Source organism: Trujillonella endophytica (assembly GCF_900110555.1).
Classification (GTDB): domain Bacteria; phylum Actinomycetota; class Actinomycetes; order Mycobacteriales; family Geodermatophilaceae; genus Trujillonella; species Trujillonella endophytica.
Genome location: NZ_FOEE01000006.1, coordinates 130,808 through 143,001, shown reverse-complemented (window position 1 = coordinate 143,001; position 12,194 = coordinate 130,808). Strand labels below are relative to the sequence as shown.

10 protein-coding genes are annotated in these 12,194 nt (G+C 74.7%); 8 read left to right on the top strand and 2 right to left on the bottom strand.

The features are described from left to right. Nucleotides 1–72: 72 nt before the first annotated feature. The 4 genes from BMY88_RS11330 to BMY88_RS11315 are packed head-to-tail and all read left to right on the top strand — an operon-like array spanning nt 73 to nt 6,235. Nucleotides 73–1,947 carry a bifunctional metallophosphatase/5'-nucleotidase gene (locus tag BMY88_RS11330; protein ID WP_091943165.1) on the top strand — a complete coding sequence of 625 codons (1,875 nt, stop codon included), beginning with the start codon at nt 73–75 and terminating at the stop codon, nt 1,945–1,947. A 39-nt stretch (nt 1,948–1,986) separates the two neighbouring features. Next, entirely contained in the window at nt 1,987–3,009 is a 1,023-nt protein-coding gene (locus tag BMY88_RS11325) for a methionine synthase (RefSeq protein WP_091943163.1), read from the top strand. A gap of 50 nt (nt 3,010–3,059) precedes the next feature. After that, nucleotides 3,060–5,276 carry an NAD-dependent DNA ligase LigA gene (ligA, locus tag BMY88_RS11320; protein WP_091943161.1) on the top strand — a complete coding sequence of 739 codons (2,217 nt, stop codon included), beginning with the start codon at nt 3,060–3,062 and terminating at the stop codon, nt 5,274–5,276. Beyond that, a complete protein-coding gene (locus BMY88_RS11315; RefSeq protein WP_091943159.1) occupies nt 5,273–6,235 on the top strand; it encodes a quinone oxidoreductase family protein in 963 nt (320 codons plus the stop codon). The genes ligA and BMY88_RS11315 overlap by 4 nt, the downstream gene beginning before the upstream one ends. 65 nt (nt 6,236–6,300) lie before the next feature. On the opposite strand, the gene BMY88_RS11310 is transcribed toward BMY88_RS11315, so the two are convergent. Further along, nucleotides 6,301–6,966 (bottom strand): ACT domain-containing protein, encoded by a 666-nt coding sequence (locus tag BMY88_RS11310; RefSeq protein WP_091943157.1) that lies wholly within the window; start codon nt 6,964–6,966, stop codon nt 6,301–6,303. A 236-nt stretch (nt 6,967–7,202) separates the two neighbouring features. Between BMY88_RS11310 and gatC the strand changes: the two genes are divergently transcribed. The 4 genes from gatC to gatB are packed head-to-tail and all read left to right on the top strand — an operon-like array spanning nt 7,203 to nt 10,859. Further along, complete coding sequence (gatC, locus tag BMY88_RS24670) at nt 7,203–7,637, top strand: Asp-tRNA(Asn)/Glu-tRNA(Gln) amidotransferase subunit GatC (RefSeq protein WP_091943415.1); 435 nt, start codon at nt 7,203–7,205, stop codon at nt 7,635–7,637. Next, nucleotides 7,637–9,178, top strand: coding sequence for an Asp-tRNA(Asn)/Glu-tRNA(Gln) amidotransferase subunit GatA (gene gatA, locus BMY88_RS11300; protein WP_170861072.1), 1,542 nt, complete (start codon nt 7,637–7,639; stop codon nt 9,176–9,178). The genes gatC and gatA overlap by 1 nt, the downstream gene beginning before the upstream one ends. Further along, complete coding sequence (locus BMY88_RS11295) at nt 9,175–9,354, top strand: hypothetical protein (RefSeq protein WP_091943153.1); 180 nt, start codon at nt 9,175–9,177, stop codon at nt 9,352–9,354. The genes gatA and BMY88_RS11295 overlap by 4 nt, the downstream gene beginning before the upstream one ends. Continuing rightward, the gene (gene gatB / locus BMY88_RS11290) at nt 9,351–10,859 is read left to right on the top strand and encodes an Asp-tRNA(Asn)/Glu-tRNA(Gln) amidotransferase subunit GatB (RefSeq protein ID WP_091943151.1); all 1,509 of its coding nucleotides are present in this window, start codon (nt 9,351–9,353) and stop codon (nt 10,857–10,859) included. Before BMY88_RS11295 ends, gatB begins: the two co-directional genes overlap by 4 nt. Before the next feature lie 178 nt (nt 10,860–11,037). On the opposite strand, the gene BMY88_RS11285 is transcribed toward gatB, so the two are convergent. After that, nucleotides 11,038–11,982, bottom strand: coding sequence for a PQQ-dependent sugar dehydrogenase (locus BMY88_RS11285; RefSeq protein WP_244524609.1), 945 nt, complete (start codon nt 11,980–11,982; stop codon nt 11,038–11,040). Nucleotides 11,983–12,194 lie beyond the last annotated feature (212 nt).

Sequence of the window (12,194 nt, the reverse complement as noted above, 5' to 3'; positions counted from 1 at the left end):
CCCCGAGTTGAGGGGCTGGGCGTCGAGGCGTTGACTCGACTGCGGCCCACCGCCCGACCCCCGGAGGACGCCGTGCCCCGCACGCGCCTGACCGTGACCGCCGTCGCCGCCCTCACCTCGGCCGCCGTCGTCGGATTCCCCGCTCCCGCCGGGGCGCACGCGGGTGACCGCGACCCCGGCCGGCCCGGCGTCGCCGTCCAGCTGGTGGCGGTCAACGACTTCCACGGCCGCATCTCGCTGACCTCGGGCGGGGACAGCGAGCTCGTCACCGCGCCCGGTCCCGACGGCGTGTTCGGCGAGGACGCGGCCGGCGTCAGTGACGACGTCGTCACCGAGGTCGGCGGCTCGGCGGCGGTCGCGGCCACCGTGCAGCGGCTGCAGCAGGACTTCACCCGGAGCTCCCGGGGGCCCGCCGCCTCCTTCTTCGTCGGCGCCGGCGACCTGGTGAGCGCCTCGCCCTTCGAGTCCAGCGTCTACCGCGACGAGCCGACGATCGAGGTGCTCGACGCGATGGGGCTCGACGTCTCCTCCGTCGGCAACCACGAGTTCGACCGCGGCACGCGGGAGCTGCTGCGGATCTCGGGCGCCACCGACGGCACGTTCGGCGACGACGTCGGCGCCTGCGACGGCGTGACCGTCGGCGTCGACGGCTGCTTCGGCGACGGCGAGCACGCCTTCGACGGGGCGGACTTCCCGTACCTGGCCGCGAACGTGGTCTCCCGCGACAGCGGCGAGCCGCTGCTCCCGCCGTACCAGGTGTTCACCACGCCCGCCCACCAGCGGATCGCGCTCATCGGGGTAGTCACGGACACGACGCCGACGATCGTCGCCCCGGCCGGGGTCGCCGACGTCGAGTTCCTCGACGAGGCCACGGCGATCAACAGCTACGTGCCCGAGCTGCGGGCGCAGGGGATCGAGGCCATCGGCGTGCTGATCCACGAGGGCGGCGAGGCCGAGGGACCCGCCGCGCTCGACCCGAACGGCTGCGACGCGCTCACCGGGCCGATCGTCGGCATCAACGACGCGGTGGACCCGGCCGTCGACCTCATCGTCAGCGCGCACACCCACCAGGCCTACAACTGCCTGCTCCCGGTGCCCGACGGCGAGCCGCGGCTGGTCACGCAGGCGGGGTACTACGGCCGGCTGGTCACCGACATCCGGCTCACGCTCGACCGCGACACCGGCGACGTGGACCGGACGGCGACCTACGCGGCGACCAACGTGCCGGTGACCCGCGACGTCCTGGACCCGCGGGTGCAGGCGATCGTCGACCACTGGAACGCGCGGGCGGCCGAGGCCGGGGACGTCGTCGTCGGCACCGTCAGCGGGCCGCTGCTGCGGGCGCGGGACGCGAGCGGCGCGGTGGTGCGGACCGACGAGTCGGTGCTCGGCACCTTCGTCGCCAACGCCCAGCTGGCCGGGGCGCGGGCGGTGCCGGAGCTCGGCGACCCGGTCGTCGCGTTCATGAACCCCGGCGGCCTGCGGACCGACATCGACGCGGGGGACATCACCTACCGCGAGCTGTTCGACGTCCAGCCGTTCAGCAACACCGTGAACACCCTCACGCTGACCGGGGCCGACATCGACGCGGTGCTGGAGCAGCAGTTCGGCACCGCGGACCGGCCCGGCACGCTGCTGCTGTCGACCTCGGACGGGTTCCGCTACGAGTACGACCCGGCGCGCCCGGCCGGTGACCGGGTGTTCGCCTGCTCGATCACCATCGACGGGGTGGTGGTGGACCCGGCCGGCACCTACCGGGTGGCCGCGAACTCGTTCCTCGCCGGCGGCGGGGACTCCTTCACCGCGTTCGAGGCGGGCACCGATCCGGTCACGGGACCCGTCGACGTGGACACCGCGGTCGACCACGTCGCCGCAACCACGCCGCTGACCCCGCCGGCCGGCGACCACGCGATCCCGGTGACCACCCCGACCGTCGCCGGCTGCTGACCCCGAGGGCGGGCGCGGGGTCGGACTACCGTCGCCGTCGTGGCCTCCCCGACCGATCCGCAGCACGACGCGACCCGACCGACGGCCCGCCTCTGGGGGCCGGCGACGGGCGTGGGCTCGCTGCCGGGCACGGACCCGGTCGAGGCGCTGCGGGTGGTGCTCGGTGAGCTGCCCGACCTCCCGCACCTGCCCGAGCTGCCCGGCCGCGGTGCCGGGGCCGACCTGCTGGGCCGCGCCACCGCGCTGCTGGTGGACCTCGCCGTCGACCTGACGCCGGCCGGCTGGCGGCTGGTCCCGCGCAGCGGCATCGACCAGCGGCGGGCCCGCGAGTTCCTCGCCCGCGACCTCGACGCCCTGCACGAGCTGGCCGAGGGATACACCGGCACCTTCAAGGTGCAGGCCGCCGGGCCGTGGACGCTGGCCGCCGGGCTCGAGCGCACGCGCGGTGACCGGGCGGTGGTCGACCCCGGCGCGCGCCGCGACCTGGCGCAGTCGCTGGCCGAGGGGGTCGCCGCGCACGTCGCGGAGGTGGCGGCCCGGCTGCCGGCCGCGCGCGTGGTGGTGCAGCTCGACGAGCCGAGCGTGCCCGCCGTCCTGCAGGGCGGCCTGCCCACGATCACCGGTTTCGGCAAGCTGCCGCCGGTCGAGGCGAGCGTCGTGGAGCAGGAGCTCGCCGCGGTGATCGCCGCGCTGCCCGCCGCCGTGGTCGTGCACTGCTGCGCGACGCGGGCGCCGCTGGAGCTGTTCCGCGCCGCCGGTGCGGCCGCGGTCTCCGTCGACTCCGCCACGGTCACCGACCTCGACGTGATCGGGACCGCCGTCGACGCGGGGTTGCACCTGGTGCTCGGCGTGGTGCCGGGCACCGACGCCGTCCTCCCGGCGCCGAAGGCGACCGCCGCGCGGCTGCGGGCCTGGTGGAACGAGCTGGGCTTCCCCGCCGACGACCTCGCCGCCGCGGTGACGCTCTCGCCGGCCTGTGGACTCGCGGGGGCGACCCCGGACCACGCCCGCGCCGCGATGACGCACGTGCGCGAGGCGGCGCGCTACCTGCTGCCCGAGTAGCGACGATCACGGCAGGTGGACCGTCGTACCCGGCGGTTACCGTTCCGACCGTGAGCACGGACGCCGAGGCCCCAGCCGGAATCCCCGCCGACGCCCCCGACGTGGCCGCCCCCGTCGACCGGGAGGACCTCACCCAGGTCCCCGAGGCCGCGCGCACCCGTCACCGCGATCTCTCCGAGGAGCTGGACCGGTACGCGTTCGCCTACTACGTGCAGGACGCGCCGCTGGTCAGCGACGGCCGGTACGACGAGCTGCTGGGCGAGCTGAAGGCGATCGAGGCCGAGCACCCGGCGCTGGTCACGCCCGACTCGCCCAGCCAGAAGGTCAACGGCGGGTTCACCGCCACGTTCGCACCGGTCGAGCACCTGGAGCGGATGCAGAGCCTGGACAACGCGTTCAGCAGCGACGAGCTGTCGGCCTGGGCCGCCCGCGTCGAGCGGGAGGCCGGCTCCGGCGCCGGGTACCTGTGCGAGCTCAAGGTCGACGGCCTCGCCGTGGCCCTGCTGTACGAGCGTGGCCGGCTGGTGCGCGCGGCCACCCGCGGTGACGGCACCACGGGGGAGGACGTCACGGCCAACGTGCGCACGATGCGCGACGTGCCCCAGCAATTGCGCGGCGACGACCTGCCCGAGCTGCTGGAGGTCCGCGGCGAGATCTACTTCCCGGTCGCCGGGTTCGCCGACGTCAACGCCGGCCTCGTCGAGTCCGGGAAGGCGCCCTTCGCCAACCCCCGCAACGCCGCCGCCGGGTCGCTGCGGCAGAAGGACGCCCGGGTCACCGCGTCCCGGCCGCTGCGGCTGGTCGTGCACGGGCTCGGGGCCGCCACCGGCTTCTCCGCCGAGCGGCAGTCGGCGGCCTACGACCGGCTGCGCGAGCTCGGCCTTCCGGTGAGCGACCGGTTCGAGGTGGTCGACGACCTCGAGGGCGTGTGGGCCTACATCGAGCGCTACCGCGAGCAGCGGCACTCGGTCGAGCACGAGATCGACGGCGTCGTCGTCAAGGTCGACCAGGTGGCGCTGCAGCGCCGGCTGGGGTCGACGTCGCGGGCGCCCCGGTGGGCCATCGCCTTCAAGTACCCGCCCGAGGAGGCGACGACGAAGCTGCTCGACATCCGGGTCAACGTCGGGCGCACCGGTCGGGTGACCCCGTTCGCCTACATGGAGCCGGTGAAGGTGGCCGGGTCCACCGTGCAGCTGGCCACGCTGCACAACGCCTCGGAGGTCGTGCGCAAGGGCGTGCTGATCGGCGACACCGTCGTCATCCGCAAGGCCGGGGACGTGATCCCCGAGGTGCTCGGGCCCGTCGTGGCCGCGCGCGACGGCTCCGAGGTCGCGTTCGTGATGCCGACGCACTGCCCGGAGTGCGGCACCGAGCTGCGGCCGGAGAAGGAGGGCGACGCCGACATCCGCTGCCCGAACGCGCGCTCCTGCCCGGCGCAGCTGCGGGAGCGGGTCTTCCACGTGGCGGGCCGGGGGGCCTTCGACATCGAGGTGCTCGGGTACGAGGCGGCGATCGCGCTGCTGGAGAGCTCGCTGCTCCAGGACGAGGGCGACGTCTTCTCCCTCGACGAGGAGGCGTTGCAGCGGTCGGCGTTCTTCACGAAGAAGGACGGCACCCTCTCGGCCAACGGCCGCAAGCTGCTGTCGAACCTGCAGACCCGCAGGGACGTGCCGCTGTGGCGGGTGCTGGTCGCGCTGTCGATCCGCCACGTGGGCCCGACCGCGGCCCAGGCGCTGGCCCGTGACTTCCGCTCGCTGGACCGCATCATGACCGCGAGCGAGGAGGAGCTGGCCGCCGCCGACGGGGTGGGGCCCACCATCGCGCGGTCGGTGCAGGACTGGTTCGCCGTCGACTGGCACCGCGAGGTGGTCGAGAAGTGGCGGGCCGCCGGGGTGCGGATGGCCGACGAGGGCGAGGCGGCCGGGCCGGGGCCGCTGACCGGCGTCACCGTCGTCGTCACCGGCTCGCTGCGCGACCTCAGCCGCGACCAGGCCATCGCCGCCATCCAGGAGCGCGGGGGCAAGGTGACCGGCTCGGTGAGCAAGAAGACCGGCTTCGTCGTCGTCGGGGCCGACCCCGGCAGCAAGTACGACAAGGCGGTCAGCGTGAAGGCGCCGATCCTGGACGACGACGGCTTCCGGGTGCTGCTCGACGAGGGCCCCGACGCAGCGCGTGCGGTGGCGACGATCGGGGACGGTACGCAGCCGGCGGGCGACGGGCCGGCGGAGCCCGCCTCGGCGGCCGCCGAGGCGGAGGAGACCTCGTGAAGGCGGTCTTCTACGGCCGCAACGGCGGCCCGGAGGTGCTCGAGTACGGCGATGTGCCCGATCCGGCGGCGGGTGCGGGGCAGGTCCTCGTCCGGGTCTCGGCCGTCAGCATCGAGGGCGGCGACCTCATCCACCGCCGGACCGTGCCGCCCACCTCGGCGCGGCACGTCGGCGGCTACCAGGCGGCCGGCGTCGTGGAGGCCGTCGGCGCCGGCGTGACCGTCGTCCGCCCCGGGCAGCGGGTGGTGGGGCAGGCGGACCGGGGGAGCCACGCCGAGCTCTTCGTCGTCCCGCAGGAGCGGATCTTCCCCGTGCCCGACGGGCTGGACCTGGACCTCGCCGCGCCGGTCCCCGTTCTCTTCGGCACGGCGAGCGACGCGCTGTTCGAGTTCGGCAGGCTCCGGGCCGGCGAGACGGTCCTGGTGCAGGGGGCGGCCGGCGGGGTCGGCGTCGCCTGCGTCCAGCTCGCGAAGCGTGCCGGTGCGCGGGTCATCGGGACCGCGCGCGGTGCGGATCGGCTCGAGCGGCTGACGGCGCTGGGGATGGACGCCGGCATCGACCACTCGGCCGAGGACATCGGTCGCCGGGCCCGCGAGCTCACCGGGGGCGCGGGCGTCGACCTGGTGGTGGACATGGCCGGCGGGGCCGCGGTGCCGCAGCTGCTCGACGCCCTCGGCCACCGCGGCCGCTACGTCGTGGTCGGCGCGGCCGGCGGCGGTCCGCAGTCGTTCTCCTTCGCCGACCTGCTGTCGAAGCAGCTGACCGTCTCCGGTGTCTACCTGGCGCTGGAGATCCACACCGCGCGCGTGCACGACCTGGTCCGCGGGTTCCTCGAGGACGTGGCGAGCGGCGACCTGACGGTGCCCGTCGACTCGGTCTTCCCGCTGCGGGACGCGGCGCGGGCGCACGCGCACGTCGAGGAGGGGCATCCGTTCGGCAGGGTCCTGCTGCACCCGTGACGGTCGCGCCGGCGGTGCGTGCCCCCGGCGCGGTCAGGCCGCCGTGTGGTCCGGCCGCCGTGCGATCAGGCCGGGGGCAGGTGGGCGACGGTCGCGGCGATGCCGGTCAGGTGGACCAGCCGCAGCAGCTCCGAGCGGCGGAACGCGGGGCCGCCGGACCGGCCGATGACGACGGCCGTCCGCGGAGAGCCGAACGGCGTGGCCATCATCTCGATGGCCATCTCCCGCCAGCGCTCGGGCATCCACTCGTCCTCGCTGGGCAGCAGGCGCGGAGCCTCGAGCGGCAGCCAGGGCACGGGCATGCCGTCGAAGGTGGGGGCCGCGTCCGAGGTCGCCAGCACCTCGCACCGGTCGCCCCCGCCGGTCAGGATCGCCGCCCAGCCGCTGGTGAACACCCGCGGCAGCTCGGCGGCCAGCAGCTTCACCGCGGTGCCCTCGCCGGCCCGCGCCAGGGCCTCCAGCAGCTCCAGCTCGCGGTGGGTGTCCAGCGGTCCGGCGAAGGGCCGCAGCGACTCCACCTGGACGCCGTCCACGGCCTGGGCCGCGGTGATCAGCCCGTCGGGGAGCCGGTCGGGCGGGAGATCGATGACGATGTCGTCGACGGCGACGCCGCCGCCGCGCTCCAGGACGTCGACGGAGATGATGTCGACCCCGGCGGCGCCGAGCGCGGTGGCCACGGCGCCGAGGATGCCGGGCCGGTCGGGGACGACCAGCCGCAGGAGATAGGACACGGTGCCTCCGGGGCGTCCTTCGGATGCGGGTCGATCGTCGTCGATCGGCGAACAGCGACCAGCTTCCCCCATCGTCCCCCGCCGGGTCGAGCCGCCGTCACGGCCGCATCGGCCGCGGGCCGCGCGGTAGCGCCCCACGTACAGTGGCGGGGTTGGTACCCCGGTCCCGCACGCTCCCGCACCGCCACGGTCGGGGCCCGCGGCGGGACGGCGCAGGAGTGGAGTTCGGCCACAGCATGAGCACGCCCTCACCGAAGGAAGCCCGGGAGCGGGAGGACACCCCCGGCCCCGGGCGCGTCGAGACCGCCGGACCCGGGCGCAATGAGACTGCCGGACCCGGGCGCAATGAGACTGCCGGACCCGGGCGCAATGAGACCGCCGGACTCGGGCGCGACGACCTCGCGCACCTCGCGCGGCTGTCCCGTCTCGCCCTCACCGAGGAGGAGCTCGACCGGTTCGCCGGCCAGTTGGGGGCGGTGCTCGACGCGGTCGCCCAGGTGGGCGAGGCCGAGGTCGCCGACGTCGACCCGACGACCCACGCCGTGCCGCTGACCAACGTGTTCCGCGCCGACGTGGCCACCCCGAGCCTGCCGCGCGACGTCGTCCTCGCCGCCGCGCCCGCGGCCGAGGACGACCGCTTCCGCGTGCCGCGGATCCTGGGGGAGGACTGATGGTGTCCAGCAGTGAGATCACCGACCTCGACGCCGCCGAGCTCGGCCGTCGTCTCGGCGCGGGGGAGGTCTCCTCGGTGGAGGCGACCCGCGCGTACCTGGACCGCATCGAGGCCGAGGACGGCGCCGTCGGCGCCTACCTGCACGTGGACGGCGAGGCCGCGCTGGAGCGGGCCGCCGCCGTGGACGCCGCGCGTGCCGCCGGCGAGGAGCTCGGGCCGCTGGCCGGCCTCCCGGTGGCGCTCAAGGACGTCTTCGTCACCGAGGGAGTCCCGACCACCAGCGGGTCGAGGATCCTCGAGGGCTGGCGACCGCCGTACGACGCCACCGTGACCCGGCGCCTGAAGGATGCGGGCACGGTCCTGCTCGGCAAGACCAACATGGACGAGTTCGCCATGGGCAGCTCGACGGAGAACTCCGCCTACCGGGTCACCCGCAACCCGTGGGACCTCTCGCGCATCCCGGGCGGCTCCTCCGGTGGGTCGTCGGCCGCCGTCGCCGGGGGCCTGGCCCCGTGGGCGCTGGGCACCGACACCGGTGGCTCGATCCGCCAGCCGGCCGCGGTCACCGGCCTGGTGGGGCACAAGCCCACCTACGGCTCGGTCTCCCGGTACGGCCTCATCGCGTTCTCCTCGAGCCTGGACCAGGCCGGTCCGATGGCCCGCACGGTGCTCGACGCCGCTGTGCTGCACGAGGCCATCGGCGGGCACGACCCGCGCGACTCCACCAGCATCGACGCCCCGCTGCCGCCGCTGGCCGAGTGCGCCCGCCGCGGTGCCGCCGGTGACCTGTCGGGCCTGCGGGTCGGCGTCGTCCGGGAGCTGGGCGGTGAGGGGCACACCACCGGCTACGAGGAGGGCGTGCTCGCCCGCTTCGCCGAGGCGGTGCAGCTCATCGAGGGCATGGGCGCGGAGGTCCGCGAGATCTCGTGCCCGAGCTTCGACCTCGCGCTGGCGGCCTACTACCTCATCGCGCCGAGCGAGGCGTCGTCCAACCTGGCCCGGTTCGAGGGCATGCGCTTCGGCATCCGGGTGTCCGACGACGGCCGGCACGACCTCGACGAGGTCATGGCGCTCACCCGCGCCCAGGGCTTCGGGCCGGAGGTGAAGCGCCGCATCATCCTCGGCACCTACGCGCTGTCGGCCGGCTACTACGACGCCTACTACGGTCAGGCGCAGAAGGTCCGAACGCTCATCACGCGCGACTTCACCACCGCGTTCGACGACGTCGACGTGCTGATCAGCCCCACCACCCCGAGCGTGGCGTTCCCGCTGGGCAGCCGGGTCGACGACCCGCTGGCCATGTACGCCGCCGACCTGTGCACGCTGCCGGCCAGCCTGGCCGGGCTGCCGGCGACCTCGGTGCCGTGCGGCCTGTCCGAGGGGCTGCCGGTGGGTCTGCAGATCATGGCGCCGGCGCTGGCCGACGACCGCTGCTACTCGCTGGCCGCGGCCGTGGAGGCAGCGCTCGACAGCGCCCGCGGACACCGGCTGCTCGACGAGCTGCCGACCCGCGCGGCGGCCGCCGGAGGCCCGGCGTGAACGGCCCGCTGAAGGCCGGCTGGGCGCTGACGGCCTTCGTCATCGTGGCCGGCACGGTGCTGTGGATCGTCACCGGCAAGGCCGTCTTCGCCGTCTTCATCGTCCTCGGACTGCTCACCGGCGCCGGTGCCTGGCTGACCGGCCGGTCCCTCCCGAAGGAGGACACGACCTCGTGACCGCCACCCCCGATCGCCTCGTGGAGTTCGACGAGGTGCTGACCCGCTACGAGCCGGTCATCGGCCTGGAGACCCACGTCGAGCTGGGCACCGCCTCGAAGATGTTCTGCGGCTGCTCCACCACCTTCGGCGCGGACCCCAACACCCAGACCTGCCCGGTCTGCCTGGGGCTGCCGGGTTCGCTGCCGGTCGCCAACGCCGCCGCCATCGAGCACACGATCCGCATCGGCCTGGCGCTGGGCTGTCGCATCGCGACCTGGTCGCGGTTCGCGCGCAAGAACTACTTCTACCCGGACATCCCCAAGGGCTTCCAGACCAGCCAGTACGACGAGCCGCTGTGCACGGCCGGGCACCTGGACGTCGAGGTCGACGGCCAGACCTACCGCGTGGAGATCGAGCGGGTGCACCTGGAGGAGGACACCGGCAAGAACCTGCACGTCGGTGGCGCCACCGGTCGCATCCACGGGGCCGACTACTCGCTGGTCGACTTCAACCGGGCCGGCATCCCGCTGGTCGAGATCGTCACCCGGCCGATCCCCGGAGCCGGCGCGAAGGCCCCCGAGGTCGCCCGCGCGTACGTGACCGAGCTGCGCGAGATCGTCCAGGCGCTCGGCGCCTCCGACGTGCGCATGGAGCAGGGCAGCCTTCGGTGCGACGTGAACACCTCGCTGGCGCCGATCGGCAGCCTGGAGTGGGGGACCCGCACCGAGACCAAGAACGTCAACTCGCTCCGCTCGGTGGAGCGGTCGGTGCGCTACGAGATGCGCCGTCAGGCCGCCGTCCTCGATGACGGCGGTCGGGTGCTGCAGGAGACGCGGCACTTCCACGAGGACACCGGCAGCACCTCGCCCGGGCGCAGCAAGGAGGAGGCCACCGACTACCGGTACTTCCCCGAGCCCGACCTCGTGCCGCTGGCCCCCGATGCGGAGTGGGTCGAGAAGCTCGCGACCGACCTCCCGGAGCTGCCGGCCGCCCGCCGGACGCGGCTGATGGAGGAGTGGGGGCTGTCGGCGACCGAGATGGCGTGGTTGGTCAACGCCGACGCGCTCGGGCTGGTCGCCGGCACCGTGGCCGCAGGCGCCTCGCCGGCCGACGCCCGCAAGTGGTGGCTCGGCGAGCTCGCCCGCCGGGCCAACGACGCCGGTGTCGAGCTCACGCAGCTCGCGGTCACCCCGGCGCAGGTGGCGGAGCTCGCGGCGCTGATCGACGCCGGCACGATCAACGACCAGCTGGCCCGGCAGGCACTCGACGGCGTGCTGGCCGGTGAGGGTGGGCCGAAGCAGGTCGTCGAGGCCCGCGGTCTGGCCGTGATGGGGGAGTCCGACGAGCTGGTGGCCGCCGTCGAGGCGGCGATCGCCGGGGCGCCCGACGTGGTCGAGAAGGTCCGCGGCGGCAAGGTGCAGGCCCTGGGCGCACTCGTCGGCGCGGTCATGAAGACGACCCGCGGCAAGGCCGACGCCGCCACGGTGAAGCGCATGCTCGAGGAGCGGGTCGTCGGCAGCTAGTCCGGCCACACCCCTGGACGAGGGAGGCCCACCCCGGCCGGCGCCGGGGTGGGCCTCTCGGCGTCTCCCCGCTCGGCGTTGCCCTTCGAGCTCTTCGCCTCTCGGCTTGTGCGCCTCTCGGTCTCTTCGCCTCTCGGGCCTGGGCCTCGGCGTCGGGCGTCCGGGCTCGGCGCGGCTCCTACAGCGGGCTGTCCTCGCCGGAGGCGCCCGGCGGCAGGATCCGGAGCACCTTGTCGTCGCCCTCGCCCGGCGTGCCGATGCCGTCGCGGTTGGACGTCGTGATCCACAGGGCTCCGGTCTGGGGCTCCAGGACGACGGTCCGCAGTCGGCCGTACTGGTCGGCGATGAGCTCCTCGGGCTCGGCGACGGGGACGCCGCTGCCGTCGAGGGTGACCGCGTAGATGCGTCGGCCCTCCAGGGCGCCCAGGTACACCGTGGGGCCGGCCACCGCGCAGCCGCCGAGGCCACCGACGGTGCCCTCGATCTCCTGCACCGGGGCGGTGGACTCGCGCTGCTCGGTGGGGAAACCGGCGTCGGCGCCCGGGAGGACCTCGGTGAGCTCGTCGGCGCGGTCCCCGGCGTCGTCGGTGGCGAACAGCGTCTCGTCCCCGCCGAGGCACAGCGCGGTCACGTTGCTGAATCCGCTGCCGTGCACCGGACCCTCTCCGACCGGCTGACCGAACACGTCGATGTGCAGCACCTTGCCGGCCAGCGAGGCCGGGTCCTGGGCCAGCGCTGCGTTGCCCGTGTCACCGGTGCCGACGAAGAGCGAGCCGTCCAGACCGAAGAGCAGGGCGCCGCCGTTGTGCACGTCACCGCGGGGGATACCGGTGAACACCGGGTTGGGCGTGCCGCCGCTGATCGGGAAGCGCACCACCCGGTTGTCGGTCGCGGTGGACAGGTAGGCGTAGACCAGCCCGTCCTCGTCGAAGGTGGGCGAGAGGGCGAGACCGTAGAGGCCGCCGTCGCCCCGCGGGTCGATGCCCGGGACGACCATGAGCTCGCGTGCGGGCGAGCGATCGGGGAAGACCTGCAGCAGGCGTCCGGTCCGCCGTTCGGCCACCAGTGCGGAACCGTCGGGCAGCAGGACGAGCCCGGTCGGCACGTCCAGGTCGCTGGCCACGACGTTGGGATCCTGCGCGGACTCGCCCGGCTGGCCTGGCGGCGGCGTCGAGGGCGGTGGGGCCTGGCCCTCCGTCGGGGGAGCGACCTGCGGCGGGGGCCCCTCCGGAAGCGGACGCCAGTCGCCCCGCGGCTCGTAGCCACCGTCGCTCCCGCAGCCGGCGACCACTGCGGTCAGCAGGAGTGCGCTCGCCAGCCGGAACGCCCGTCGTC

Excerpts from the sequence above, each read along its gene's own strand:
- gatC (WP_091943415.1), top strand. The coding sequence starts at position 7,203 with ATGAGCACGCCCTCACCGAAGGAAGCCCGGGAGCGGGAGGACACCCCC.
- gatA (WP_170861072.1), top strand. The coding sequence starts at position 7,637 with ATGGTGTCCAGCAGTGAGATCACCGACCTCGACGCCGCCGAGCTCGGC.